23 protein-coding genes are annotated in these 25,949 nt (G+C 47.7%); 8 read left to right on the top strand and 15 right to left on the bottom strand.

What is annotated here, in order from left to right; genetic code table 11:
• Positions 1 to 38: 38 nt before the first annotated feature.
• The 6 genes from GVJ32_RS12255 to GVJ32_RS12230 all read right to left on the bottom strand — a co-directional run bounded on the left by GVJ32_RS12255 (position 39) and on the right by GVJ32_RS12230 (position 4,986).
• The gene (locus tag GVJ32_RS12255; RefSeq protein WP_159240397.1) at positions 39 to 776 is read right to left on the bottom strand and encodes a TPM domain-containing protein; all 738 of its coding nucleotides are present in this window, start codon (positions 774 to 776) and stop codon (positions 39 to 41) included.
• Positions 776 to 1,390, bottom strand: a complete 615-nt coding sequence (locus tag GVJ32_RS12250; protein ID WP_200841412.1) for a LemA family protein — start codon at positions 1,388 to 1,390, stop codon at positions 776 to 778. Before GVJ32_RS12250 ends, GVJ32_RS12255 begins: the two co-directional genes overlap by 1 nt.
• Before the next feature lie 132 nt (positions 1,391 to 1,522).
• On the bottom strand, positions 1,523 to 2,224 hold the full coding sequence (locus GVJ32_RS12245) for a DUF4386 family protein (protein WP_159240396.1): 702 nt from the start codon (positions 2,222 to 2,224) through the stop codon (positions 1,523 to 1,525).
• 228 nt (positions 2,225 to 2,452) lie between these two features.
• Positions 2,453 to 3,283 carry an ATP-grasp domain-containing protein gene (locus GVJ32_RS12240; RefSeq protein WP_159240395.1) on the bottom strand — a complete coding sequence of 277 codons (831 nt, stop codon included), beginning with the start codon at positions 3,281 to 3,283 and terminating at the stop codon, positions 2,453 to 2,455.
• A gap of 96 nt (positions 3,284 to 3,379) precedes the next feature.
• The gene (locus GVJ32_RS12235) at positions 3,380 to 4,021 is read right to left on the bottom strand and encodes a DUF2959 domain-containing protein (protein WP_200841411.1); all 642 of its coding nucleotides are present in this window, start codon (positions 4,019 to 4,021) and stop codon (positions 3,380 to 3,382) included.
• A gap of 122 nt (positions 4,022 to 4,143) precedes the next feature.
• Entirely contained in the window at positions 4,144 to 4,986 is an 843-nt protein-coding gene (locus GVJ32_RS12230; RefSeq protein ID WP_159240394.1) for a DMT family transporter, read from the bottom strand.
• A 236-nt stretch (positions 4,987 to 5,222) separates the two neighbouring features.
• On the opposite strand from GVJ32_RS12230, the gene GVJ32_RS12225 reads away from it, so the two are divergent.
• Together GVJ32_RS12225 and GVJ32_RS12220 are read left to right on the top strand one after the other, a co-directional pair.
• The gene (locus GVJ32_RS12225) at positions 5,223 to 5,810 is read left to right on the top strand and encodes a TetR/AcrR family transcriptional regulator (RefSeq protein WP_159240393.1); all 588 of its coding nucleotides are present in this window, start codon (positions 5,223 to 5,225) and stop codon (positions 5,808 to 5,810) included.
• Between the two features lie 24 nt (positions 5,811 to 5,834).
• Positions 5,835 to 6,674, top strand: coding sequence for a peroxiredoxin family protein (locus tag GVJ32_RS12220; RefSeq protein ID WP_159240392.1), 840 nt, complete (start codon positions 5,835 to 5,837; stop codon positions 6,672 to 6,674).
• Between the two features lie 10 nt (positions 6,675 to 6,684).
• Here the strand turns inward: GVJ32_RS12220 and mtgA are convergent, their stop codons facing one another.
• The 4 genes from mtgA to GVJ32_RS12200 all read right to left on the bottom strand — a co-directional run bounded on the left by mtgA (position 6,685) and on the right by GVJ32_RS12200 (position 9,545).
• Complete coding sequence (gene mtgA, locus GVJ32_RS12215) at positions 6,685 to 7,380, bottom strand: monofunctional biosynthetic peptidoglycan transglycosylase (RefSeq protein WP_159240391.1); 696 nt, start codon at positions 7,378 to 7,380, stop codon at positions 6,685 to 6,687.
• A gap of 121 nt (positions 7,381 to 7,501) precedes the next feature.
• Positions 7,502 to 8,224, bottom strand: a complete 723-nt coding sequence (locus GVJ32_RS12210; protein WP_159240390.1) for a spermidine synthase — start codon at positions 8,222 to 8,224, stop codon at positions 7,502 to 7,504.
• Positions 8,225 to 8,311: 87 nt separating this feature from the next.
• On the bottom strand, positions 8,312 to 8,881 hold the full coding sequence (locus tag GVJ32_RS12205; RefSeq protein ID WP_159240389.1) for a DUF2179 domain-containing protein: 570 nt from the start codon (positions 8,879 to 8,881) through the stop codon (positions 8,312 to 8,314).
• A 181-nt stretch (positions 8,882 to 9,062) separates the two neighbouring features.
• A complete protein-coding gene (locus GVJ32_RS12200; RefSeq protein ID WP_159240388.1) occupies positions 9,063 to 9,545 on the bottom strand; it encodes an RNA methyltransferase in 483 nt (160 codons plus the stop codon).
• 300 nt (positions 9,546 to 9,845) lie between these two features.
• On the opposite strand from GVJ32_RS12200, the gene GVJ32_RS12195 reads away from it, so the two are divergent.
• From GVJ32_RS12195 to GVJ32_RS12185, 3 genes are all read left to right on the top strand, one after another.
• On the top strand, positions 9,846 to 11,291 hold the full coding sequence (locus GVJ32_RS12195; protein ID WP_159240387.1) for an SLC13 family permease: 1,446 nt from the start codon (positions 9,846 to 9,848) through the stop codon (positions 11,289 to 11,291).
• A gap of 51 nt (positions 11,292 to 11,342) precedes the next feature.
• A complete protein-coding gene (locus GVJ32_RS12190) occupies positions 11,343 to 11,732 on the top strand; it encodes an MAPEG family protein (RefSeq protein WP_159240386.1) in 390 nt (129 codons plus the stop codon).
• Positions 11,733 to 12,092: 360 nt separating this feature from the next.
• Complete coding sequence (locus GVJ32_RS12185; protein ID WP_159240385.1) at positions 12,093 to 13,991, top strand: hypothetical protein; 1,899 nt, start codon at positions 12,093 to 12,095, stop codon at positions 13,989 to 13,991.
• 39 nt (positions 13,992 to 14,030) lie between these two features.
• Here GVJ32_RS12185 and GVJ32_RS12180 read toward each other — a convergent pair whose 3' ends face one another.
• From GVJ32_RS12180 to GVJ32_RS18360, 3 genes are all read right to left on the bottom strand, one after another.
• Complete coding sequence (locus tag GVJ32_RS12180) at positions 14,031 to 14,510, bottom strand: hypothetical protein (protein WP_159240384.1); 480 nt, start codon at positions 14,508 to 14,510, stop codon at positions 14,031 to 14,033.
• A 149-nt stretch (positions 14,511 to 14,659) separates the two neighbouring features.
• Positions 14,660 to 16,303 (bottom strand): TonB-dependent receptor, encoded by a 1,644-nt coding sequence (locus GVJ32_RS12175; RefSeq protein WP_235035126.1) that lies wholly within the window; start codon positions 16,301 to 16,303, stop codon positions 14,660 to 14,662.
• 117 nt (positions 16,304 to 16,420) lie between these two features.
• Positions 16,421 to 17,104, bottom strand: a complete 684-nt coding sequence (locus tag GVJ32_RS18360; RefSeq protein WP_235035125.1) for a TonB-dependent receptor plug domain-containing protein — start codon at positions 17,102 to 17,104, stop codon at positions 16,421 to 16,423.
• Positions 17,105 to 17,418: 314 nt separating this feature from the next.
• Between GVJ32_RS18360 and GVJ32_RS12170 the strand changes: the two genes are divergently transcribed.
• Positions 17,419 to 18,444 (top strand): AraC family transcriptional regulator, encoded by a 1,026-nt coding sequence (locus GVJ32_RS12170; protein ID WP_159240383.1) that lies wholly within the window; start codon positions 17,419 to 17,421, stop codon positions 18,442 to 18,444.
• Here the strand turns inward: GVJ32_RS12170 and GVJ32_RS12165 are convergent.
• Both GVJ32_RS12165 and GVJ32_RS12160 read right to left on the bottom strand, forming a co-directional pair.
• Complete coding sequence (locus tag GVJ32_RS12165) at positions 18,441 to 20,066, bottom strand: GMC family oxidoreductase (protein WP_159240382.1); 1,626 nt, start codon at positions 20,064 to 20,066, stop codon at positions 18,441 to 18,443. The two genes, GVJ32_RS12170 and GVJ32_RS12165, sit on opposite strands and share 4 nt — an antisense overlap.
• 17 nt (positions 20,067 to 20,083) lie before the next feature.
• Positions 20,084 to 21,577, bottom strand: coding sequence for a flavin-containing monooxygenase (locus GVJ32_RS12160; RefSeq protein ID WP_159240381.1), 1,494 nt, complete (start codon positions 21,575 to 21,577; stop codon positions 20,084 to 20,086).
• 440 nt (positions 21,578 to 22,017) lie between these two features.
• On the opposite strand from GVJ32_RS12160, the gene GVJ32_RS12155 reads away from it, so the two are divergent.
• Both GVJ32_RS12155 and GVJ32_RS12150 read left to right on the top strand, forming a co-directional pair.
• A complete protein-coding gene (locus GVJ32_RS12155; RefSeq protein ID WP_159240380.1) occupies positions 22,018 to 24,453 on the top strand; it encodes a TonB-dependent receptor in 2,436 nt (811 codons plus the stop codon).
• Between the two features lie 29 nt (positions 24,454 to 24,482).
• Positions 24,483 to 25,943: a phosphotransferase family protein gene (locus GVJ32_RS12150; RefSeq protein ID WP_159240379.1), complete on the top strand. Its 1,461-nt coding sequence runs from the start codon at positions 24,483 to 24,485 to the stop codon at positions 25,941 to 25,943.
• Positions 25,944 to 25,949 lie beyond the last annotated feature (6 nt).

The following is a 25,949-nucleotide window of genomic DNA, read 5'->3' as shown; positions in this document are numbered from 1 at the left end:
TGAATAGTGGAGGTGTGAGTACAAAACCTTAGCTAGCCTTACCAGCCACCAGAAGCGCCGCCGCCGCCAAATCCGCCGCCACCTCCTCCAAATCCGCCGCCGCCAAAGCCACCACCACCGAAACCGCCTCCGCTGCGACCAAGGGCTGAGCCAAGTAGCAGGCCGCCAAGGAGGCCGCCGCGACCACGGCCACCGCCGATCACCATAAACAGAATGAACATAAGAAGTAGACCACCCAGTGCGGGCGGAGATTTCTTAGCGGAACTTTGCTTTTTGGGTATTGCTGCGGCCTTGCCATCGATGATTAAAATCATGGCTTCAACAGCGCGACTAACGCCGCCATCAAAATCCCCTGCTTTAAACGCGGGAGTCAGAATTTGCTGAATAATTTGTGCACTGCGAGCATCGGTAAGTTGGCCCTCTAAACCGTAGCCAACTTCAATACGCATTTTTTTCTCCTTCTTGGCGATAATTAGCAAAGCGCCATTGTTCTTATCTTTCTGGCCAATGCCCCAGTGGCGACCCAGCTGAAAGCCAAAGTCGGCAATGTCGTAGCCCTGCAAATCTGGCAGAGTTACCACCACAAGCTGATTGCCAGTACGTTGCTCCTGCGCGGCGAGCTGTTTAACAAGGCTTTGTTCGGTACTGGGAGAAAGTAAGTTTGCGCTATCTACCACGCGACCGCTGAGCTTGGGAAACGCTGGCTCAGCGGCAAAGGCACTGAGGCAGCAGAGTAAGCCGCAGAGGAGTAACGATGTGCTTTTAAATAACGCCATTAGAAATTAACCTGAGGCGCTTCGTCAGCCTTGTCGGCGGTGGCTTTAAAGGTTTCTCTTTGTTTCAGCTCACTGTACATCATGCTGTGCCAAATCTTGCCGGGGAAAGTGCGAATCTCCGTGTTGTAGCGGCCAACGGCGAGAATAAAGTCACGTCGTGCCACACTAATCCGGTTCTCAGTGCCTTCCAGTTGCGATTGCAATGCCAAGAAGTTTTGGTTGGACTTAAGATCGGGGTAGCGCTCAGACACCACCATCAAGCGGCTTAGCGCGCCACTCAGCTTAGATTGCGCGGCTTCAAACTGCTGAAGTTTCTCCGGGTTGTCGAGAATGCTGGAATCTATCTGCATGGAGGTTGCTTTGGCGCGGGCTTCAACCACTGCTGTTAGAGTTTCTTTCTCTTGGGCGGCAAATCCCTTCACAGTAGAAACCAGATTTGGAATCAGGTCTGCACGGCGCTGGTATTGGTTCTCGACCTGAGCCCAGGCGGTTTTGGTTTCTTCGTCTAAACGCGGAATATTATTAATACCGCAGCCGGACAGCAGTAAACTGATGAACAGTAGAGCTAAAAGAGCGTGGCTACGACGGACAAGTGATGGCATTGCTGGGTGCATTTTTTAGGCCTCAAAGTTAATCAGGTCCTTATGGTACACCCTATAGCGTAGCGCTGCAGAGGAGGGGGGATTCTTATTTCTGGCGGCGAAGAATGTCAGCAAATTGTCACAATTAATGATTCACTTGAATCATTATGCGATTGTTACGTAGGTGTCATTCATCAGGGCTTTTCTGCAATAGATCGTCATAATAATGATGGTGCAAAAGAACGTGCTTGCGGGTAGCCAAAGCGCAAGGATGCCGTTCCATGCAAATGGGCCAGATTTAAAGAAAGGAATTAGCACCGCAGGCACATAAACAGCCGAGGCCCAAATATTGATGTAACCGAGCCATCTAGGCATTAGCGGTATGTTTGCCTTGTCTCGTAAAATCGCGATACCTACCGCAAGATTTTGGAAGATAAAGGGCGATACAATCACAGTTAAAATTAGCCAAGCAAGATCATTGAGTAGCAAAATTAATTCGGGATCTCGTCCCACTCGGTAAGACGCCGCCGTCCAAATAATGGTTGGCAGGCAAAATACGAGCGCCCCCATTGCTCCGCTTACTATCTGGGTAACTGCCATAATAGGCGCCGCGTCGCCTTCTATTCGCTTTGTAACAACGTATAAAACGGCAATCCACGGAGCATAGAATCCTGTCGCGAGCATGCTGAGCATCATACCTGCACGAATTCCACCGACGTTAGTTGCGTAGATGTCGGCAATGTCATTCGCGCTAGCAGAAGGTAGGTGCAGCGGAAAAAAGCCGGCAATTAAGAGCCAAGCAACAACGAAAAGCGCCCCGAAGGCGAGGCCGCTTCCCGTACAGAACAAGGTGAATCTCGAGTTCATATTTTTTATGCCCTTGTTATAGCCCAGAAGCTTGTCGTGGCTCCATATATCGACGGAGTCTGCGAGCCGATCGAGCTTGTAAGGTTTTTATAATGGAGGTGTATGTTAACGCGCTACAAAAAGGTGTCAATAGGAAACATTTTCCATTTGGACACTAAAGGCTGGAGAAAGTTTGTACTTAGGTTGGATATAAGGCTTAGCCCCAAGGGCATCGGGGCGGGTATTTAGCTATGCAACGCGACGTAGACGCTTGCGGCCGTTGGCTGGCGCTTTGGGGAAGTTCGGGCCGGTGGGTTCCTGTTTGCGATGCAAGTAATCAATAATCGCATCGCGAATTTTTTGGTCGCCACCTTCGATGCCCTGATTGCCAAATAAGCGATTAAACTCAAATACATAGGGGTGATCTCCGACCATCGCGATGTCGAAGCCAGCGTGGTCTATATCCAAGCTTTGGGCTAAATGTAGGGCAAGATTAATGGCCTGTGCGGGTATCGGACTTTGGTCAATAACACCGCCCTTGGCGACATTATTGTAAAAGCCTTGATCTGACTGTAAGCGCCAGTAAGCGCACACGACTTGATCGCCAATAACCACCACGCGTATATCTTTGTTAATGGGCAGGTATTCCTGCACATACAAAATATCCGTGCGTTCTAAATACGCCCGCCAATCCGAGCGGTCCTGAATTAGCCAAACGCCACTGCCCTGAGAGGCCTTGGGAAGCTTCGCAACAAATGGGTGAAGCATCAGCTCCCACAATTCATCAGCGTTACTGGGGGTGTTGGCGCGAATTTCGGTTTGGGGAATATTGGCCGGCGCGACCATTTCAAAGGCGCGGCTCATCTCAATTTTGTTGTGGCCTAACAGGTAGCTAGCTTGGCTGGGGAAAACCTTGGCTTTAAGGCCATAAATTAAGGCATTGAGTTGCCAGTACTCGGGATACAAAACCCAGTCGGCATTACTGATATCGTCTTTATGCTTAAAAATTTGCTCAGGCTTTAACTGCAGAGTGTCATTAAAACCGAGGGTGCGAAAAACGTCGAAAGATATCCACGCCATGATTGCTTACAATAAATTGAGGTGCGCCTTTTTAAGGCCAAACTCAAATTTCGTCAATAGCTGGTGAGTGGCATTTATTGGCTTTATTAGCTCGCGCTATTTTAACTGCTTAATAAAGGCGTCAGATTCATTAATGGCTTTTGCCATATTGCCAATTAGTTGCTGCACATCGCGGTCGATACCGGCCAGCTCACCTTTAAGCGCGCCAATCGCCGAGGCGTTTAAATTGTGCTTTAGGTAGAGCACATTGTCGCGTAGCGCATTCAGTACTGGGTCAATGCTTTTTTCGGCACGCCGCATAGATTTAATCAGCGTAGCGTATTGGCGTTTAGTGGCTTGGAGCTTATTAGCACTGTCGCTACGCAGGCTATCGTTGGTGTACAACTTTAGTTCGTCTTGCCATTCATCAAACAATGCCTCAGCGACTGACTCGACTTTGTTAATTCTATCCGTTACTTCTTGAGCGGCGGCTTCGCTGTCTTTAAACTCACTGTTGAGACGATTGTAATGGCTCTCTAAATTGCCGCCATCAAAATTCACCACCGAACGAAACTCAGTAAGAGCGTCTTTAAATTGTTCTTGAGCGTCTTCCTGTGCTTCCTTGGCTTCGTCAACGCGGTCTACCAATATATCCCGCTTATGCACACCCACCTTTTCCATGGCGTTGTAGTACGTCGATTCACAGCCAGAAATTGAAATCATGGCGGTGGTAGCAAGTAGCAGCATTAAAAAGCGCATGGTGTGTCCTAAAGCATTATTAGTTTTGTTCTTAATGGTAGCTGGCATGGCGTGGTGCAGCAAATGTGGTGGCAAAATATCTCAATGAATATTGCTGTGCAATAACAGTGTCGTTGCCTATGTTATGACCGGCGTCTGCTCAATATAAAAACCGCGATACCGCCAAGTACCGCAATCGCCGCCAAAACAAAACGCAGTGTTAGCTGCTCATCCAACAGTAACACGCCACCAAACGCGGCGATTATAGGCACGCTTAATTGAATCGTAGCAGCGCTAGATGCCGGCAACGCGGGTAGCACCGCATACCAAAGCGCATAACCCAAGCCAGAGGCCGCGGCACCTGACGCAACTGCATAGGCTAGGCCTAGATGGGTGACTTGATTGGCGTCTCCCATAAGCCAGAATAGAATGATCGCGAAAGGTATAGTGCGAATGAAATTGCCGGCGGTAGCAATGGTTGCTTCGGTGCTGCGCCGACCAAGCAAGGAATACACGCCCCAGCAAACACCTGCAGCAAACATGGTAAGGGCACCCAGCAAAGGCGGCGCTTCAATGCCGGGCAGCATCAGCCATACCAATCCAGCAAAGGCGACACCGGCGCCCATCATTTTTTGGGGGCTAAGGAGTTCTCCCATCCATAAGCCATAGCCAATCATTGTTGCCTGCACTGCACCAAACAAAAGCAGTGCCCCTGTTCCCGCGCTCAAACTTATATAGGCAAATGAAAAGGCAGCGGCGTAGCCAAATAGGGCAGCCGCTGCCAGCCAGCTCCCACCGAGGGTGACGCCCCGAAATTTAACTAGCAGTAGAAAACCTAGCACGGCGGCGCCAGAGACAAGCCGTACCAGAGTGAAGCTCGACGCGTCGATGTGGCCAGCAGCCAATGCCTCACGACAAAGCAAGGAATTTGCTGCAAATGCCAGCATGGCCATTGTGGTGAGCAGTGCTAGCCGCATGCGGGACATGATGTACTCCAGTGTTTGAGTATTGGGGCTATCGTTTGGGGGGTAGTCTACTGAACTTATATAAAGAGAAGTGCAAAATATGTATCCATTCTGTGTTGCTTTAAGTCCTCATTCCCTACTATGAATTTGGTGCAGGCCTTGCTCACTTGCTAAGGCAGCTTTTTACGGTAAGTTACATCGTTATTGACCGACCATTCCAGAACCGATAGTGTGCCTTCTATATTGAGGAGGACAGCATGGCCAGACCCTTGCAATTTGATCGCCAACAGGCGCTGGATTCTGCCATGCAGGTTTTTTGGCTGCACGGCTATTACTCAAGTTCATTGCAACAGTTACTCGACGCTATGCAGATAAATCGTGGCAGCCTTTACGCCGCGTTTGGTGATAAAGCCGGTTTGTTTACAGAAGTGCTTAACAATTACCAGTGCAGTATGCAGGTCGTTGTTATCGAGTTATTGGGTAATCAAGAAAACCCCGCAAAAGGTATTCGTGACGTATTTGAATTCACGGTTTTTAGTTTGCCGAAAGACGCATTGGCGATGGGGTGTTTATTGGTTAATACCGTTAACGAGCTGTCGCCGATGAATTCTGAATTAACAGCGCAGGCGTCAGAAAAACTCATGCTAGTAGAGCAAGCGTTCATCGATGCCTGCAGGCGCGCCCAAACTCTGAAACAAATGAATAAGATGGTAAGTGCAGAAGAAGCGGGAAGAATGCTAATGAATAGCATGATTGGCTTACGCGTACAGTGTCGGCGTGGCGCAGCAAAATCACATTTACGCCAGAGTGTTAGCCCCTTACTTAATATGTTAATGCCTAATTAAAATAACAATCAAAAGGAAATGGTTATGGACCGTTTAAAAGCTTTTTTTATTTCCGCGTGGATGACGTTACTTGTTGCGGGAGCGGTGCGCAGCGGTTGGGAAATATATAGTTACCCAAGTAATACTATTTGGTATTGGGTGCTGCTTAGTATGGCGGCTCCACTATCATTTTTTACTTGGGTATTTACGTCGAATGTCGCTCGTACAAAAAATATCACAAAGCGTATTTTTGTAATAACACTGGGCTCATTAGTCGGCGTGGCATTGTCGCCAAGCCTGACTACAGAGCCATTCATGTGGGTTCTGGGCGCTGGTGTTATCGGGTCGGCTTTGTATGAATGGTGGTACTCCAGCTTTGGCGGTCGTAGCAGTGAGGTACTTAAGGTAGGTCAAACCTTACCGGCGTTGGAATTTATTAATGCCGAAGGCATGCGCATTAAAACGAGCGAATTAAATAAGCCAATGCTGATGATTTTCTATCGCGGTAATTGGTGCCCATTATGTATGGCGCAAATAAAAGAAGTAGCCGGGCAATATCGAGAGCTTGCAGAGAAAGGCGTAGAGATAATGCTAATCAGCCCGCAGTCGCAAAGCCATACTGCCAACCTTGCGCAACGCTTTGACGCGCCAATGTCCTTCTTGGTCGACCAAGATAATGCCATGGCTAAACACCTAGGTATCTTCGCAGCAAATGGCTTGCCGTCGGGCATGCAGGTTTTAGGCTACGACAGCGACACCGTTATGCCAACAGTCATTATGACGGACGCGGTAGGAAGAATATTGTTTGCAGATCTTACCGATGATTATCGCGTAAGACCTGAGCCAGACATTTTCTTAACGGTATTTTCTCAAGCGGGAATCTGAATAAGACGCGCTACCTCAATGGCGCTAGCCAGTTAGTGCCGCCCAGCATCCGTTGCTGACCAAGATTCCAATTGGCGCGTTCAATCAAATGCGGCGCGGGTGAGGCTGGATTGTATTTAAGCGGGCTGGGTAGGCTAGACGCTAGCAGCGCAGACTGCCAGTTAGATAATTGCGAGGCGGGTATGCCAAAGTGATAGTGACTGGCGGCACCCAAGCCAAATACGCCGTCGCCCCATTCTGCAATGTTTAAATAAACTTCCAAAATACGCTGTTTGGGCCAGCACAGCTCAACCAGCCCGGTGAACCAAACCTCTAGACCTTTGCGTACCCAGCTGCGCCCCGTCCACAAATACATATTGCGGGCGACCTGCTGACTAATGGTGCTGGCACCGCGCAGGCTGCCGCGGCGCTCTCGCTCGGCAATGGCTTTTTTAATCGCCTTTATATCGATACCGTAGTGATTGGGGAAATTCTGATCTTCAGACACTACTGCGGCCAGCGCGGCATGGCGCGGTATTTGATTCCAGCTCAGCCATTGCATATTTATATGATAGTCCGTGCCGCGCTGCTGCCAGCTGCGTTCAAGCATAACCATAGTTGTAGGCGGGTTTATCCAGCGGAAAGGCAAAACCAGCGCGACGCTGAGTAAGACTAATGTCAGTGCCGCGCGCCATAACAAGCCTGCTAGTCCTTTTTTTCTGGCCATTATCTGTCTCACCGTGAATTCTGTTAATCCCTTTTTAAAAGAGATATTTTACAGATTGTTCTGACGGAATTATTGCGTATTCGTTGCACTGAGTTTTAGTCAAAATTAACGTAAATCTTTTTTAAGTTTTTATGCACACATAAACAGAGTTGGTCGATTCGCCATTTTGAAACGGATTATAAAAAGACACGACATGGGAGGTAACGCTAGTAAATACCGTTTTTAATAACGTTTCGAAATTGGCTTCCGGCAGGTTTTGCGACCACATCGCAAACACACCCTTGGACTTTAATTGCTCTGCCATAAGTGTGAGATTTTCAGTGGTATAAAAACTGGCATTGGCGGCGTTTAAAAATTCGGTGGGGGAGTGGTCTATATCTAAAAGAATGGCATCAAATTTCTTGGCCGCACTGTCGGGATCAAAGCCCGTGCTAGGATCGGTGGCTAGGTCAAAAAAGCTACCTAATATATAGCGATTTCTCGCATCAGCATTGAGTATTCTCCCCAGTGGAACCAGCTCGTCTTTGTGCCAGCCTATTACAGTATCTAAGGCATCAACTACCAATAGCTCACTAATTCGCTCGTCTTTTAAGGCGGTCACAGCGGTGTAACCTAGGCCTAAACCACCCACAACCACACTCAGCTTATCGCCCTGTGTTGCCGCTAAGCCAAGGGTCGATAAAGCTTCTTCGGCATCAACAAACATGCTCGACATTAAAAATTCGTCGCCCAACTTAACTTCATAAATGTCTCGGTCGCCAAAGGCGGGCATACGCCGTCTGCGTAATGAGATCTCACCTAATGCAGAGGTTTGGCTATCAATTTCTTCAAATAATGGGGGCATGCGAGGTGTCCTAAAGGGCTGCTGGCCCAAGCTTTAAATTGAGAATTCGCTAAACTAGCATAATTTAAAGGCCAGTCCGAATTCTGTTCAGCTGCGTTTTTGCATTAGTAAGCTACTGTAAAACCGACGGCGGGGTAAAAGATCGGGGCCGTCATAAACGCTTTTAATATCAGATACAGAATAGACCGCACTGGGGTCTAGCTCTTTAATCTGTTGAATAAGCGCCGCCGTGTTGCGTCTTTTTTCAATAATAAGTAGCAATTCAACCGGATTGGCTTCGCCCATATCTCCGTCGAATGACACCACCTTAAAACCCTGCTCGCGCAATTTGTCGGCAAGCACATCACGGTTAAACGAAATGCAACGGATAAGCTCCTTGCCAATAGCAAAATGGCCTTCAATTGAAATACCCACATAATTCCCCACCGCAAAACCACCGGCATAGGCGACTGCTAAATACCAGTGATCAAGATTTGTTAAAACCTGCCCCGCAGCGACCAACCAAATCATGATTTCAAAAAAGCCGATAATCGAGGCTAAAAGTTTATTGCCCCGAAAAACCACAATAGTGCGAAATGTGCCAAGTGATACGTCGGCAACCCGAGCAAAAAAGATGAGTGGTACTAACAAAAACGGATATTCGACCAGTAAATCCATGCTTAAGCCCCTTAGTGGTGGCCAGTGAAACATAAAGACTCATGCAAGGGCAGGTAAAAAATTTCAACTCAGAAAACTCTTGGTCGCGTGGATATTTGGTGTTGAGTTTGATTGAGAATTGCGATGAGCTATTGGCGAATGAAACAAATATAAACGACGACCGAGTAACAGCAACTTAAGCTTATTTTGGTTTCGTTCTTAAGGCATCTTGATGGTGAGAAAAATTGTCGCCTTTGGCGAGGCGATCATAGAGCACCACGTTCACCGTGGCGGCTAAGTTCATACAGCCCTCGGTGGGAATGTAGACAATATCGTCGCAAAAGTCGGTAATCTCTTTTTTCAGGGTGCCATCTTCTGGACCAAAAATGTAAAAAGCGCGGGCGGGGTGCTTATACGTCGTCAATGGCTTGGCGCCATCAATCAACTCAACCGCCACGGGCACACAGCCTAAGGGAATAACATCTCTCAATTCTTTAACACCAATGAGTGGCAGCGTTTCAAGCGCCTTTTGAGTGTCGGTATAAAAGGGCTTCGCTAAGTCGTAACGCGTGCCCGTATAGAACACAGAGTTAACGCCATAGCAGCCAGCGGCGCGCATTACCGAGCCGATATTCTCAGGAGATTTAGGATTGAACAAGCCAATACAGGCGTAGTTATTTTTCATAGGGATTACGCCGTAATACTAAATTAGTGTCGATAACATAATGTCGTGTAGTGCCGTATTTGTAACTCTGCCTCAGCTGTAGGCGTAATGATGGCACTTTTTGGGGAGATGTTGTAAAAAAGGTGATGCTGTTCGGTGTGTGTGAGTGTATTCGTAGAGCGAAACTTACGATATTTGGGGTCAGTGTAAAAACTCCTATCCATTGCGTCAGAAAACACATCAAGTTCCAGCATGGGTTAGAATCTTAAATGGCCTAGAATCAAGAGTTTTTACACTGACCCCAAATATTTGTGAGCTGACATGAGTACTGCGCCAGAAAACATCGTTAAGCCTTCGCTGCTAGCTCTAATTATCGGCCCCGCCATGCTGGCCTTAACTCTATTGATCCCCGCGCCCACCGGCATGAACGCTGAAGCATGGTTAGCTCTAGGTGCAGCCTTATGGATGGCTATTTGGTGGGCGACGGAGGCGGTGCCTATTCCAGCGACGGCATTGCTGCCTTTAATTTTGGTGCCGGTTTTGGGTATTGCCGAGGTGGGGGATTTAGCCGGTGCTTATGCTAACAGTATTATCTTTTTGTTTTTGGGTGGCTTTCTATTAGGTTTGGCGATGCAGCGTTGGGCTTTGCATCGTCGTATTGCTTTGAATATTTTGCTGGCGGTGGGGCAGCAGCCTAATCGGCAGATTGCGGGCTTTATGATTGCCACGGCATTTTTAAGCATGTGGGTGAGCAATACCGCGACCAGTATTATGATGCTGCCGATTGGCGTGTCGGTGATTAGCTTTTTACCTGATGGTAATGATGGTGAGCGTCGCCGTTTTGCCGTCGCGCTGTTGTTGGCGATTGCCTACAGCGCGAGTATCGGTGGTATTGCGACTCTGATCGGTACGCCGCCCAATGCGATGTTGGCGGCTTATTTAAAAGAGAGTCACGGTATTAGCGTTGGCTTTGGTCAGTGGATGATGATTGGCCTGCCGGTAGCGCTAGGCATGTTGTTGTTTACGTGGTGGTGGCTGTGTCGCAAGGGCTTTGTGGGTCTAGAAACATCGGGTAGTCGCGATTTACTCCACGCTGAATTACGAAAGTTGGGGCCGCTCAGTGGCGGAGAGGCGCGGGTGTTATTGATCTTTGTCGCGACAGCGGCGGTGTGGATATTTCGACCCTTGTTAAACGATTACTTACCGGGTGTTACTGATACCGTCATTGCGATGACGGCGGGGCTGCTATTGTTTTCGGTGCGTTCTGGCGGGAGCGATTCGAAAGCCTTATTGGATTGGCAAAGCGCTGAGAAGTTACCTTGGGGCGTGTTGTTGTTATTCGGTGGTGGCTTGGCCTTGGCGACCATGATTAAAAGCTCAGGCTTGGCGGAGTGGCTGGCGCAGAATTTCTCGATGCTAAATGCGTGGCCCCTATATGCGATGGTGCCTGTGATTGTGACAGTGATTATTTTCTTAACCGAGATCACCAGTAACACCGCAACAACTGCGACCTTCTTACCCCTGCTTGGCGCGTTAGCGGTGGCGCAGTCGGTGTCACCTATGTTGTTTGTTATTCCTGCCGCCATTGCTGCTTCGTGCGCTTTTATGATGCCGGTGGCAACGCCACCTAATGCGGTGGTGTTTGGCAGTGGTGAGCTGCGGATTAAAGACATGATGCAGGCGGGATTTTTGGTAAACGTGTTTGGTATTGTGCTGATAAGCAGCGTGGGCTATTACTTGGTATTGGCCTTGTTTATGGCGGTTTGATAGATCTTGTAATTAGTGACTTTGGCTAAATAAATTACTTCGGAGAATAATATGAATATTGCATTGCTGTGTATCGGTTTATTGGGCTCCTTATGTATTGCTTTGGGGATTGCCGTCAGCGTGAACAGAATCAAACAGAAGTTGGGTTCGGGCTGCCCTAGCGATCCTAAGGATACCCTCCATAAATACATTCGCGCTCATGCTAATACTATCGAGTTTGCGCCAGTATTGATGGTGCTTATGTATATTCTCAGTCAGTCGCAAATGGCGAGCTGGGTGCTGTGGTCAATTATTCTCGCCACGGTGAGTCGCTTTGTTCTGGTGGCGGGTTTGATTTTCCCAAGAACCATGGCGCGGCCTAACCCATTGCGTCAAATCGGCGCGGGTGGCACCTATATTTTCGGTTTGGCACTGTGTATTGCGGTTTTAATGCTAGCCTAGTTTTGTCGTAGGTTTGATTAGCGAGAAGGCTAAATTCAGTGTATTTTTGGGGGCTTAGCCATTATGCTCAGGTATTCGACGTAAGAAATATTAAGCTGCCGGAATAGCTGTAAAGTGAGTTTATAGCGGTAATATTGATTTTTGCCTCTGCACTCTAGGGTCTGCGGCGTTTTCGGCTACATAGGGATGTGGTGATAAATATTTTTCTAATAAGCTATCTTTACGCGTAGCTTTTTTGAAACGCCGTAAGGTCTTATCCCATCCTTTTTTATAATAGTTTTTTAAAGCAAAGCGCATAGTTTGCCCGCGTGGATTGGGCAAGACGATTTACGCCATCTGATACATAGAAGGAAGCTACCAATGGCATTTGATTATGGCTCCATTGATTTAGGGCTTAGAAACCCATTTAAAACGGAAGGCGCAGTAACTGCTGTTCGCGGTGTGATTGTGACTTTGTTGGGTATCTATCTTTTGATTGAAGCTGCTGCAACAGTGAAGGATCAGGCGGTAGCCGGTTGGATTATTGTGGTGTTTGGACTGGGCCTATTAGCTAACGGTATCACTACCGCATCTAGGGGCATTATCGCCATGATGCGCTTTTTTGTTGGTCGTAATCATCCGACTTCGTTGGCGCATAATTACAGCCGTTCTGAAACCAGCACCGCTCAGGAAGAGGCGTCTTACGTTGCCTATACCAAGCAGCGTCTGACAGAAATGCTGGTGGGGCGCAAAAACTCAACGTTTGTTGAACCAGTTGGCTTTCTTGCGCGCTTTGTACACAGTGTTTTTAGACGCTTAACCTACATGCCTTATCCGGTGAGGAATATGGCTCAGCGTTTATGTGGTGCGTGGGCGCAAACCTTGGTTGCGCTGATTGCCTATGCCTTTGTTGCGTTTGTATCACTGGCAGGATTTGCTGGTGAGGTGGGTGAATTTGTTTTCCCTGCGTATTCAGTGGTATTTACCGTTTACCTCCTACTGGTGTGGCGGTCAGCGGGGCGTGCGATTGGTCGTATGGCCGATACGACGATTCCGACGATGGGCAGTATGACCTTGGTGAAGGTGGTTGCCGTCGCGATTCTTATGCCGGTTGTTATTGGGTTGAGCTTGAAATTTGTATTAAGCGTTAGTGATTTGACGCTAGCAGAAATAGATACATATCTGGCTTATCTTCCGCGGCCATATACTATTTTATACTTACTGGGTGTGTTGCTTGGCGCGGGTGCGTCGACGTTTGTGGTAGCGATTATGTTAAACAAACGCCTTAACTATGCAGACCCAAAAGTAGAGGTTTCGGAATTACGGGAAAACTGGCAGGAGTCGGTGCACCCAAATGAGATTTTTATTAATTTAGATAATTTGGTTATGGCCAACCGGCGCTATAAGGAAGTGCCTAACCGTGTTTATCAGGAGTTAGAGCCTAGCTTGAATGAGCAGGTTGAGGGGAAAGGTAATTTCTTTGGTGAAATGATTCAAGAAATCCAGCCAAAATTTAAGACGATGGATTTAGGTTTTATATTTGAACGCGCACGGCTTATTAGTTTAGTGTCGGCAAATGTGTTGTTTGTTATTGGCTCAATTCTTACTCTGGCCCTAGCATTTAGCGTGGCCGATGCCTATACCTTCATAAAAACCCTGGGTGGCCTTACTCAATTAAGCGCGTCGCAGGGAGCTGAGGTGTCTAGTCATATCAGCGCGATTATTCATTTGTTTTTAGTGGGTGTGCTGATTCGCGCTTTTGCAAAAATACTTGAAAACTCTGCACACTTATTTTTCGCTGAAATGCTATTTGAAAGCAATCTAATTTATTTGAAAGTAGAGGGAACATTTACCGAGTCTAAAATTTCTACTGGCGCCAGTATTCACGACTCCACTCGTTCAGAGAATACCTTAGTTAGATCGAGCATCACACCGTGGATTATTGTTTGCCGAGCGGTGTCTAGCACCTTCGCCGCCACCGGTATTCAAAATTTAGAACACCCTCGATTCATTTTAGAAATGCATAAAAATGACGATGAACTAAACAGTATTCGCGGCGATGTTATTAACTTCTTGAAGGATAGAGAATCGATTGCTGCGATTACCAGTCAGCGAGATTTACGCAACGCCTCGCAGATTCATGAAATTAATAAACAGTCGCGAGCGATTGCTACTCGCCAGTCTCCGGAAGCCTTGTCAAAAATGGAAGAGGATGCGGGCGGTTATCTTCGGCAGCAAGCGGAACGAGATGCAGAGTCAGACCAAGACCAAGATAAGTAGCCAGTAGATACTGGCTCAGTTTAAAGTAGTGCTTGGTATTTATGTTTTTATTTTCACGATAGTATTAAATTTCGAATTTGCGTGAGTCTTATAAATGCCGTGTTCGCTAATATTGTGGTCGACCGCCGTGTGCGGTCGGTGCACAATCACTTCGCTTAATAGGCGGCAAACAATAACTGTTAGAACGGCCCCCATCGAACTCAGAAACCATACCAGTGCCGCGAGTTCTCTAAGCGGATATGCCGCCAATAATGCGCTTAATTTATAAGAAAAAATAATGGCCACCGGTGGTGCTAATAACGCTGAACATAAAGCGGTATAAAAGCCTTTATGGTGGTGAAATTGGGCCAGGTAAACTTGATACAAGGCTAATCCTAACACGCCACCTAAAGTGCTGAGTAACACCGCGCAAACACTAGGTGTAATGGCGAGTAGGCTATTGGTAGGTAACCAGATCCACAACGAGAAGCTGGTGAGAAACCAAACCGGTAGGCCGAATTTGGATAGTTTGTGCAGCACGTAATACCTCTAAATGGGAATGAATAAACGCCAGATAGTGCTATTACGTAGAAATGCATCAAGTTGATGACGCTGAGTGTAGGACGTGAGTGAAATAAAGGTTTAGTGCCCGTTTATCGATAATCAACATCGATAAACGGGCGAGGCGCTTAGAATTTAAACTGAATTTCTGCGCCGTAGGTGCGTGGTTGACCCGCAAGGTATTGGTCGAAGCCAAAGCCTGCTTGTAGGTTAATGGCGTAGCTGTCGTATTCTTCTTCTAACAGATTTTTACCCCAGATCGAAATACTGTAGCTGCCATCGTTGGCGTACCAGCTTAGGCGGCCGTTGTAGAGCCAGTAGGCGTCTTGGCGAATGTTTTCGTAACCGTACTGATCGTTGTAGGCGCTAAACCATTGGTCGTCTTGAAAGTTGGCGTTGGCGTTTACGCTTAAATATCCGTATTCAGTTACGATCAAGTCGTAGTCGGCAGAAAAGCTCACATTCAGTTTGGGTGCCGAGATTAGCTCATTGCCAGAGAGGTCGACGCGGTCGTCTTGGTTGGCGATGGTTTCGGTATTGGCGAGCGATAGGTCGGTGTACTCGGTTTCGAGAATACCGACTGCAGCTTGCAGGGTTAGACGCTCGGTGAGCCGCGCCCACAGCTCGGCTTCTGCCCCCATAATTTGTGATCCACCGGCGTTTTCTAAGAAGTTAGAAATACCGACCACGTTAATAAACTGCTGGTTGGTGTAGTCGTATAGGAATGCCGCGGCGTTTAGGCGCACGCTGCCTTCGGCCATATCGGCTTTAATACCTACCTCATACGCGTTGATAAACTCCGGTGAGGCGTAGGCAGTTTCCAGTGGTCTTGGTTGATAGTACACACCGCCGTTATAGCTGCCTGCGCGGTAGCCGCGGCTGACGCTACCGTAAACCATGAAGTCGTCGTTAAAACGATAATCAAGACCAATTTTGCCGGTGAATTCCTGCTCTGGTGCACTGAGTTTTGGCGCGGAATCTAGCGTGTAGGCGCCATGGGTAAAACCCGCTTTGGCATAGTCTAATAGGGCTGTTGGGTTTGAAATCAGATTCTGTAAATCAAACACGGTTAATGGCAGTGTTATCCATGCATTGTCTACACCAGTGGTATTACCGGGAACGTAGCTGCCGAGTGGCAGACCCGAATTACTAAGCCGCGAGATATTCAAATAGCTGAGTTTGCTTTCGTCGCGGGTATAACGCAGACCAACATCCATACCGAAATCAGAGCTGAAATCGAAGCGCATTTGGGTGTAGATGGCAGCGCTGGTTTTCTTAGTTTCCAGCCGTTGGTCGATCATGCCGAAGTCGATTAGGTAGGGGAAAATAGGAATATTGTCAGGTTTGGCGACGCCGACGCGAACGTCAGGAATTTGGTCGAATATATCGTAGATATTCTGCATGTATAAATCTTCGCTGCCGTAATATGCGCCAGCAATAATATTGAACATGCCATCGAAATTAGAGGTGAAGCGTAGATCTTGGCTAAAGCTTACCGAATCTGACGACCATTTAATTTCCAGCAGACCGTTGGGGCTGCCGTCGGTGTCGGCCATTTGGTAGTAGTCGGCGTCCATATAGGAGCTGACCGAGGTGAGGGTGTAGTTATCGGCGTTGTAGTTCATGGTAAGAACGGCAAGGTCGGTATTGGTGATTAACGCGCCGATGGCATTAGATTCGGTTTCGTGGAAGTCGAGGTTGCGGCTGCCACGTGAATAGCCGGTGTAGTCGATATAACCGTTGGAGTCCCCCTCTAGGCCGGTACCGCGCAAATCAGTGCGCGCCTCGTTACGGGGTGGCGTGCTTAGCGAATCATTGCCTGAGGTAGTAATTTTTAAAACCGCATCGAGCTTGTCGTTAATAATCCAATTTAGGCTGAGGCGAGCGCCTTAAAAATCAGTTTGAGCCGCGTTGGCATCTTGGCCAACAACTTCTACATAGCCGTCATCGCGTTTCAAGCTACCGGCAATTCGCGCGGCCAAAACGCCGGGGATTAATTCGCCTTCAGTGCCCGCTTCTAGCGATGTGGCGTTATAACTGCCGAAACCACCTTTAACGTAGCTGCTATTCTCACCGTCAAAATTTGGGGTGCGGGTAATGATATTGATCGCGCCGCCGGTGGTGTTTTTACCGTATAGCGTACCCTGCGGGCCGCGTAATACTTCTAGCCGTTCGATGTCAAAAAAGTTGGCACCGTGGCTGTATACCGGACCTAAATAGGCTTCATCTACGTAGACCCCAATCGGGCTGGCTTGGTTCGAGCTGTAGTCAGACATGCTGACGCCGCGAATCGAGAAAATGGGCTGCACATCGCCATAGGGGCCACTAACCTGCATATTAGGTACTTGGGCAGACACGTCGTTGGCGTTTTCAAAGCCGAGTTTGTCGAGCATATCGGCAGTAACGCCGGTGACGGCAATGGGAATGTCTTGGGCGCTTTCACTACGCTTTTGCGCAGTGACCAGCACCTCTTCTAGCGCTGGCGCGGCAGCGGCGTGCGCGGCTGTAAATAGCGCCACGCTGCTAAGGCTGGTATTGAGAAACAATTGACGGGTGAATTTTGAAACGGCCACGGGTAACTCCTCTAATCATCGATTCGACGACCTTGCCGTAATCCGCTTACTGATCGGAGCGTATAAAGCAAGTTCGCAGGACGATGTATTTATTATTAAGCTTTGATCATAGGACATAGCGGCGAAAAGTGTGACGCCGAACGTTAAAAGTATTATACGAGTCACAGTCTACTTGATAAGCTATGTTGAAATTCGGACATTTCTGGCGGCTTACGGACAATTTTATCGCTTTACGCGGGCTGCAAATGCAGTTTGAATTCGGCTTATGAAACCGACATTTGATTGCACGATGTTGCAAATAAGTAGGAATAATAATGAAAAGTTGGGATTTTTGTCGAAGCATCACCAGTGTTCAAATTCTGGTGGCCTTAGGTGTCGAAAACGGCGTAAAGCAATTAGCATTACTTCAAAATACCGGATTAGATCAGCAGAGTTTAGATAACCCGGAAACTGAGGTCGAAGCCAGCACCGAGATGACCGTAGTTCGTAATTTACTCCGCGAGCTACCCGATATGGGCGGTTTAGGTTTATACGCTGGCGAGCGTTACCACTTATCGGCCTACGGCATTTGGGGTTTTGCCTTGGCTAGCAGCCCGACTGCACGCAAGGCGGTGGAACTGTCGCAAACGTATCAAGAACTTACCTTTGTCTTTTCTGGCTTTACCGTCAAAGAACAGGGCGATTACGCGAGTTTGGTGTTCGACAATTCGGACGTACCAGCAGATGTCGCGCTGTTTTCAATAGAGCGAGAAATTCATGCCGCCATGCTTATTCTCCGTGAGTTGGCGGGACCGCAACTGGGGCCGGAATGGGTGACATTCCAGCACGCACGGCCACCCCATGCCGATCTTTACGAAAAATGCTTTCGCGGCCGGGTCGAGTTTTCAGCTCCGCGTAATGAGTTGATATTCCCACGTCGATTAATGGATGAACCTCGCGCTGTTGGCAATGTGGCAACCGCGAGTTTATTAGACAAACAATGCTCGGAGTTGGTCGCTAAGCGCATCGCCAGAAAGGGCATATCGGGAAAGGTGCGTGACAGTTTATTGCGCCAACGACCAATGACGATGGACATGGAGTTGGTCGCCGAATCGCTGTGTATGACCTCGCGTACTTTACGCCGAAAACTCGAAGCTGAAAGCACCTCGTTTCGACAATTGGTGGACGAGATTCGTATGACCCTCGCTGAAGAAATGCTAACCGGTACGCGGCTTAGCGTTGAGCAAATAGCCGAACGACTTTGCTACGCCGATGCTTCCAGTTTCTCACAGGCCTTTAAGCGTATGAGCGGGAAAACACCGGGCGTATTGCGCAAGCAGGGCCGCAGTCTTAGTGTTTAAGCACTGGCGATAGTGTCTTTCGGCGGTATAAAACTCATTGCCCGTTCAGATAGTGCGGTGATGGTTAGACTGGGATTTACACCCAGATTGGCGCCCAACATTGAACCATCACAGACGTAGGCATTTTTATAGCCAAACAGCCTGTTCTGGCTATCGATCACACCGCTTTTCGGCGACTCCCCCATGCCACAGCCACCCATACAGTGGGCGATGGTGGGAATATTAAAAAATAACTCCGACACCATGCTGGCACCCATACCGTTCATTTGTGCGGCGCTATCTGCGACAAATTTATTCGCGGCGGGGATGAACGACGGAATCGGCTCACCCTCAGTTTGCAGCACCTTAATAAAAGGAAAATACCAGGGGCGGCGATAACGCATATTCAAATGTCCCTCTATGGTTTGCATACATAGAAAGATAATTGTTTCTTTAGCAAAGCCGAAGGGATTACAGGCCCGCAGTGTTTTCACGGGATGCCGTATTAAAGATAAGAGCAAGGTTGCCAGCCACAAAAAGGGTCGTATTAGACCGGGTTTACCACCAGTTAAGGGGGTAAATAATAAGCTGAGTAAATCGTGACCTTTGCCGTAGCGGGTGGCTTCGATATGGGTGTAATCATCTAGATAAAACCCTGAGCCGATGGCCACACCCTTAGACATATCTTCACCGCCGGGAAAGCGCAGTGCGAGCAAGGATTCGGCGTTGGTTCTAACTCGTTTACCAAGTTCATCGGAAATATTAGGCATGGAGCCGGACTGTTTCAGCTTAAACAGCAATTCTTGGCTGCCTAATGAGCTAGCCGAAAATATTATTTTCTTTGCGGTGAAGCGCCGTTTGTTTTTACGAAATAATGAGGTGCCGTGGCTGGTAAAAATTTCGTAGCCCTTATCACCATCACTATTCTCTAATGGCCGCACATCATCGACACGAGTTTGTTCAAAAACCTGCGCGCCTTTTTTCTCCGCTAAATAAAGATAATTTTTATCTAAGGAATTTTTAGCGTTGTAAATACAGCCCGTCATACAGCTACCGCAGCCAATGCAGCTATGACGGTCTGGGCCTTCGCCGTTAAAATAGGGATCGGGGTAGCGTTTGCCGCCAGAGGTATCGTCCTTATCGCCAAAGAAAACACCGACGTCGGTGGTGTAAAAAGTGTCGTGTCTGCCCTGTGCGATGGCCATTTTTTCTAAGGCGCGGTCGGCAGCCGCAAGGCGCTGGTTTTTATTTACACCGAGCATCTGCTTTGCGGTGGCGTAGTGGCTGGGCATAACCGATTCCCAATCATCTAAGCCGACCCAGCTACCGTCTGCCCATACCGAGTTGGGCGGAACCAATAAAGTATTGGCGTAGGTTACCGATCCGCCGCCAACGGCGTTGCCATGTAAAACCATAACGTGACGAAAAAACCGCAAACTAAAAAAACCGCGTAAACCAAGAAGGGGGCGCCATAAAAAATCCCACACCTTCCAGTTGCTAGACGGCATATTCTCAGGGCTCCAGCGCCGCCCCATTTCCATTACCCCCACGGAGTAGCCCTTTTCACTCAGCCTTAAAGCAGAAACGCTACCGCCAAAACCGGAGCCAATAATAATCACGTCGAAGTCGTATGTATCTGTCATAGCACTGAGCCCAATTATTATTTTTCTACAGAATTAAAAAGATAATCTGAATGTTTAAAATCGCGATTCCAGCGGCGGAAGGTAAAGGTAAACCCCGGCCAGAGTTGGGTTATTTTTCCAGTTCGGTGCTTATACCAACTATCGCAGCCGGTCGCCCAAATAGAGCCACCTAAGAGTTTTTGCAATTTTTCATTGTAGCTTTGTTGTACGTCTAATTTCACTTCAACCGTGGCGGCATTATTTTCATCAGTTGCTAAGAGGATGCGGCTAATCGCCTGAACCTGGGTTTCGATCATATACACCATCGAACTATGGCCGAGGGTGACATTGGGGCCAACGATAAAAAAGAAGTTCGGGAAACCATGTACGCTTGCACCTAAGTACGCTTCTTCGCCGTCTTTCCAAACCTGCGATAATTGACGACCGTCTCGACCATAAATCATGCCGGCGATGGGATTGTCGGTAGCATAGAATCCGGTGCCGAAAATAATACAATCTACCTCGTGTTCAACATTGTCATTGGTGACAATGCTGTGTTCACGTATTTCTTTAATGCCGTTGGTGACAACTTCGACATTGGGTTTTTGAAGTGCGGGATACCAATCATTAGAAACAAGAATACGTTTGCAACCGATAGGAAAACTGGGTGTAAGTTTTGGTCGCAATGCTGGGTTAGATACCTGCCGTTGAATGTGCTTCATCGCTGAGCGGCGGAACAAGCCCATAATAGAAGGATGCAAGACCATACCGAGTACGCGGCTTTCATTTTGACAATAGATTTTAGCGCGCAGAATTTTACGGGTGATGGGAATGTGTTTGAAAATCCATTTTTCAATACGGCTATAAGGACGATCGCCCCTGGGAATGATCCAGTTTGGCGTACGTTGAAAAATCGAGAGTTTGGCAGGCACGCCAGCAATTTCTGGCACAAACTGAATAGCCGATGCGCCAGTGCCAATCACCGCCACGCGTTTACCAGGCAAAGTGTAGCTGTGATCCCAGTTTGCAGAATGAAAATGATGACCAGCAAAGCTTTCTACGCCGGGAATGTCTGGAAGCTTTGGCTCGGCCAAGCCGCCATTGCCGCTAATGACAAAGCGGGCTTTGAAATTGCCACCGCTGGTATTTACTAACCACTGACTATTTTTTTCGTCATAGCGCGCTTGGTTTAGGGTGTGATCAAAGCGAATGTGCGGGCGCAGCTGCCATTTGTTGGCAACGTTCTGTAAATAGGTTTCTAGCTCTGGCTGGGTTGGATATACCCGCGACCAATCTGCATTGGGCTCAAAAGAAAAGGAGTACAAATGTGATGGCACGTCACAGGCCGCGCCGGGGTAGCGGTTGTCCCGCCATGTACCGCCGACATCTTTAGCACGCTCAATGATGATGAAGTCGTTTATTCCCATTTCCTTCAAGCGGATTGCCATACCCAGGCCAGCGAAGCCAGTACCGACAATAAGGATTTGAGTGTTTGTATAGCTTACGTCGCTAGCGTCATTTGAATTTGCCATATTGTGATCCTGTTATTTTTGTAGGCGCTAAGTGGATTTAGTGTAGCAATCATACGGAGAAATGCGCCGAGTTCTATGTGGGCGACGGACACTAACTGTAGAATTTCGGACATCGTTGGAGGGCTTGAGCGCCGAGGTGATTTTCTAAGTGAACTAACAGCTAGGTTAAATCCCAGCTCTGTATTTCTGAATGATTAACATGCCAGCTCATGTGTATCGGTAAAAACAGCGAGATAAAAGCTCAGAGAATTTTGTAAAAATAGAATATTTCAGACTTTATATAAGAGCATTTACTTAGAAATTTTGTGTGAATGACACAAAGATTAGCATTTGCAGTATTTCCTGAACAAGCGTTCAAAACCGTTATTACGGATGCTATAGCCTGTTAAAAAATACGCTCACTTGAGTCGTAAAAATAACAACAGGAAACGAGATACGTTATGACGTCTAAAAAAATCGCAATTCTTGCCGCGGCAATTGCTGCCGGTTCTACAGTACGAGCTCAGGATGTTGAGCCTTCTACGGAGACAGCCCGTAGATCGCGTGGCGTCGTCATAGAAGAAGTTCTCGTAAAAGCCCAAAAGCGATCTGAATCCATTTATGAAGTACCTATATCAATTAGCGCTTTTTCAGGTGACACCATTAAAGATTTAGGTTTAACCGATACCCGCGATTTAGGTAATTTAGTGCCGGGCTTTAGCTATTCAGACAGTGGCTATTCGGTTCCTATTTACTCATTGCGGGGTGTTGGTTTTAACGAGGCGAGCCAAACCGCCAGCGCTACGGTTGGTGTTTACATTGATGAACAAAGCCTCGCGTTCCCCGTATTCTCTAAGGGCACGAATCTTGATCTAGAGCGAATAGAAGTATTAAAGGGGCCGCAGGGTACGCTCTATGGTCGCAATACCACCGGCGGCGTTGTTAATTATATTTCCGCAAAACCTGGCGAAGAATTTGAAGCGGGTGTGACGGCAGACTATAGCCGCTTTAACACCTACGATGTGCAGGGTTATGTTAGTGGCCCAATGAGTGACACGGTTGGTGGGCGGATTGCGTTGCGCCAGATTTATTCCGGTGATGGCTGGCAGCAAAGTTTAACTCGTCCTGGTGATAGCTTGGGTGAAGTTGATAAATTTTCAGGCCGCGCCACCTTGGTATGGCAATCAGCCGATGATATGGAAACCACATTTTCTTTAGCTGGTTGGACGGATAGGGGAGAGCCACAAGCACCACAAGCAATTGCCTTACGATTACAGAACGCGATCACAGGACAAATTTTGGCTGCGGCCGGCGCTCCCTCCGAATTAGGTTTGCCCGATAGTGTTAGAAACCATCCCATTGTAGATCGCGACACGGAGGACAATCGCGTTGCGGATTGGTCAGATTTGCCGTGGCAAATTAATGAGACCTTTATGATGGCGTCTCTTCGCAATGAATGGGCCATAACTGACACGAATACACTGACGGTACTTGCCTCATATTCTGATTTTGAAAACGATCACTCGCTTATTCCCCAAAGTGGTTTGTCGGTGAATAACGCCGAGCGAGAAATTACCGTAGATACGAGTGCATGGTCTTTAGAGACACGCTTGGATGGTATTTGGGGTGACAATATGGACTGGTTAGTCGGCGCGTTCTATAGCCACGACGATGTCTACGAATATCAGTCGGTCTATATTGACGAAGCGAGTTCATCTTTTTTACCACCTGATCCATTAAATCTTAATTTGCTTGGCCCTATTGTTGGCAACCGAGTAGATACCTATGGCGAGCAAGTTGCCGATACTCAGGCAATATTCATGAATGCCAACTGGCAGCTTAGCGATAGCGTAAAACTGACCACGGGCCTGCGTTATACCAATGAGAAACGTGACTTTGCCGGCTGCACAATAGATAGCCCAGAAAACTCTGCAGGTATTGGCTACGGCAGTTTGATCAATGCGTTGAGCTTGGCGTCTGGCGGAAGTGGCGGTGTTAGCGCGGGAGACTGTTTAATTTTAGGTGATGAGCCGTCGCCTATCCCGGGCGGCCCAGCGGTAAGGAATGCCGGTTTATTTGAGGGCGTGCTTGAAGAAGATAATGTGTCGTGGCGTTTAGCGGCAGATTGGCAGATGACGGATACAGATTTACTTTACGCATCGTATAGTCGAGGTTTTAAATCTGGAAGTTTTCCGGTACTTGCCTCGTCAGATCAACGTCAATATTCGCCCGCAACACAGGAGCGTTTAGATGCCTTTGAAGTGGGCGCTAAGTTTGGCTTTTACGATCGCGCATTAAATGTAAATGTTGCCGCGTATTACTACGACTATAAAGATAAGCAATTACTGGGGCGCACATATGACCCAGTATTTGGCCCTCTACCAATTTTAGAGAACGTGCCAGAGTCCGAAGTCTATGGCGTTGAGTTTGAAGCTCAAACGAATCCCATTGACGGCTTATTCATTTCTTTAGCATCTAATTTTTTACAAACCGAAGTTAAAAAAGGCAGCACGTTAGATCGTGAAGGAAATGAAGTCGACCTAGCCGGAAATAATTTTAATTTTGCACCTGAAATTGAAGTGACGTTAATTGCTGATTATACCTGGCCGCTAACTAATTCATTAGATATCGGTGTTGGTGGAGATATTAGCTATAGCAGCGAAACCAATGCGGTAATTACCGGTGAAGAGCTATTTACGATCGATGCCTATACCGTTGCCAATGCCAGAGTACATCTCGGTTCGGTAGGCGGAGATTGGAAGGCGACTATATGGGCGCGCAATATTACCGACGAAGTCTACACCAGCGGTATGTTCGAAACCGGCGCCGATACGATTGCGCGCTATGTGGGCATGACTAGAACATGGGGTATTAGTCTGGATTATAAATTTAACTAAGACTAATTCTTATAATTGGAAACCTATAAATGAAAATTAATAGTAATGAAAATTATTTATCTTTGGTGATAACAGCGCTTGATGAGCTGATCGCACCAGAGGTGAATTCTGCGGCCGCTAAGACGGCGGTAGAAATGATGAAGACAACGCTGAATNAGCTCCGTAAACGAGAATCTGGCGCAGTGGATATATTGCGAATTTTTATTGATGACGGGCGTACTATTCTTGAGGGCATGCATGCAGTAATTGGCGATACAGCGCCCATATTTAATGACATTTCCCATGAAAAGCATTTTGAAAGCCTGAGTATAGAGCACCAGCAGTTAACTACGCAGTTATCGGTGGCGAGTAAAACTTTAAGCGAGGAATACCGTGGAGAAAAAACCGCAGACCTACTTCGTCGTGTTGCTGAATGGGAGTTAAGTTATTACACCAACACTGCAGCATTGAAAGTTGCAGATGGGCCGAAATTTGAAAATCCTCGCCAGCCGCTAACAAAATCGGCCTTGCAAGATTTTATAAACAGTCTTGATGAGCATGTTGGCGCACCCGTAAAGCTCGATAAGTTTGAATCTTTAATGGGTGGCTTTGGTAAGCAAACGTTTTTGTGTAGCTATAAAAACACCGACGGTAGCAACCGAGAGTTAGTAGTAAGAAAATCTGATCCTATGCCGATCATGTTGCACGGCAGCTGCTTACTCGACAATGAGCACGCTTTGCTATGTGCGCTGCCGCATGACTATCCCGCGCCCAAGCCCTTGGCTTATGCAGCCCAATGGCAAAATGTTGACGCCGATTTTTACATTATGGAGCGAAGTGCCGGCGAAGTGCCGGGCGCGTTTTTACACGGTATGAATAAGGAAATGCCCGAGGAGGTGTTTCTTGATTTAGCAGAAATGTTAGGACAATTGCACAGCGTTCCACTTAACACATTTAGCGACTACGCTGAAAAATACGATGCACCCAATATATTGCAGGGCACAGTTGCAGACAGCTACCGAGCAAACCTTGCAGGATGGGCAGGCTATATTCAGGAGCAAGAGCATTTACCGTCGCCGTATTTAATTTGGCTAATGAATTGGCTTGAGACGAACCTGCCTGAAGATACGCGTGCACCGGTATTAGTGCATGGCGACTTTAATATTCATAACGTGTTGGTAAGTGAAGGTCGCATTTCCGCGATATTAGATTGGGAGTGCGCAGGCTTTGGCGCCGCGGAACAAGACCTCGCTTATATTCGCCCACATATTTCTCAACATATCGATTGGCAGAAATTCTTAAATCACTACCTTGCCCATGGTGGTCGTGAGCCGGATGAAGCAATGATGAATTACGGCATGGTTTACGCTGCCTTGCGAACGAACCTTGCTGGCAATAAGGCGACATTAAATTTACAACAGGGTCGAAATCGCGACTTGCGTTACAGCATGGTTGAGCTTGGCTTTACGCCATCGTTTATGAATCTAGCGCTAAACAGTGCAAAAGGTTAAATCCAT

This window comes from Zhongshania aliphaticivorans (assembly GCF_902705855.1).
GTDB classification, from domain to species: Bacteria; Pseudomonadota; Gammaproteobacteria; order Pseudomonadales; family Spongiibacteraceae; genus Spongiibacter; species Spongiibacter aliphaticivorans_B.
The sequence above is the reverse complement of the archived record's forward strand: the minus strand, read 5'-3'. Positions and strand labels throughout refer to the sequence as shown.

What these genes read in the sequence shown, in the direction of transcription:
- GVJ32_RS12235 (WP_200841411.1), bottom strand. Translation starts at nt 4,021, where the DNA reads ATGCGCTTTTTAATGCTGCTACTTGCTACCACCGCCATGATTTCAATT.
- GVJ32_RS12230 (WP_159240394.1), bottom strand. Translation starts at nt 4,986, where the DNA reads ATGTCCCGCATGCGGCTAGCACTGCTCACCACAATGGCCATGCTGGCA.
- GVJ32_RS12195 (WP_159240387.1), top strand. Translation starts at nt 9,846, where the DNA reads ATGAGTACTGCGCCAGAAAACATCGTTAAGCCTTCGCTGCTAGCTCTA.
- GVJ32_RS12240 (WP_159240395.1), bottom strand. Translation starts at nt 3,283, where the DNA reads ATGGCGTGGATATCTTTCGACGTTTTTCGCACCCTCGGTTTTAATGAC.
- GVJ32_RS12155 (WP_159240380.1), top strand. Translation starts at nt 22,018, where the DNA reads ATGACGTCTAAAAAAATCGCAATTCTTGCCGCGGCAATTGCTGCCGGT.
- GVJ32_RS12190 (WP_159240386.1), top strand. Translation starts at nt 11,343, where the DNA reads ATGAATATTGCATTGCTGTGTATCGGTTTATTGGGCTCCTTATGTATT.
- GVJ32_RS12185 (WP_159240385.1), top strand. Translation starts at nt 12,093, where the DNA reads ATGGCATTTGATTATGGCTCCATTGATTTAGGGCTTAGAAACCCATTT.
- GVJ32_RS12250 (WP_200841412.1), bottom strand. Translation starts at nt 1,390, where the DNA reads ATGCACCCAGCAATGCCATCACTTGTCCGTCGTAGCCACGCTCTTTTA.
- mtgA (WP_159240391.1), bottom strand. Translation starts at nt 7,380, where the DNA reads ATGGCCAGAAAAAAAGGACTAGCAGGCTTGTTATGGCGCGCGGCACTG.
- GVJ32_RS12255 (WP_159240397.1), bottom strand. Translation starts at nt 776, where the DNA reads ATGGCGTTATTTAAAAGCACATCGTTACTCCTCTGCGGCTTACTCTGC.
- GVJ32_RS12245 (WP_159240396.1), bottom strand. Translation starts at nt 2,224, where the DNA reads ATGAACTCGAGATTCACCTTGTTCTGTACGGGAAGCGGCCTCGCCTTC.
- GVJ32_RS12210 (WP_159240390.1), bottom strand. Translation starts at nt 8,224, where the DNA reads ATGCCCCCATTATTTGAAGAAATTGATAGCCAAACCTCTGCATTAGGT.
- GVJ32_RS12160 (WP_159240381.1), bottom strand. Translation starts at nt 21,577, where the DNA reads ATGGCAAATTCAAATGACGCTAGCGACGTAAGCTATACAAACACTCAA.
- GVJ32_RS12205 (WP_159240389.1), bottom strand. Translation starts at nt 8,881, where the DNA reads ATGGATTTACTGGTCGAATATCCGTTTTTGTTAGTACCACTCATCTTT.
- GVJ32_RS12165 (WP_159240382.1), bottom strand. Translation starts at nt 20,066, where the DNA reads ATGACAGATACATACGACTTCGACGTGATTATTATTGGCTCCGGTTTT.
- GVJ32_RS12200 (WP_159240388.1), bottom strand. Translation starts at nt 9,545, where the DNA reads ATGAAAAATAACTACGCCTGTATTGGCTTGTTCAATCCTAAATCTCCT.
- GVJ32_RS12225 (WP_159240393.1), top strand. Translation starts at nt 5,223, where the DNA reads ATGGCCAGACCCTTGCAATTTGATCGCCAACAGGCGCTGGATTCTGCC.
- GVJ32_RS12220 (WP_159240392.1), top strand. Translation starts at nt 5,835, where the DNA reads ATGGACCGTTTAAAAGCTTTTTTTATTTCCGCGTGGATGACGTTACTT.
- GVJ32_RS12170 (WP_159240383.1), top strand. Translation starts at nt 17,419, where the DNA reads ATGAAAAGTTGGGATTTTTGTCGAAGCATCACCAGTGTTCAAATTCTG.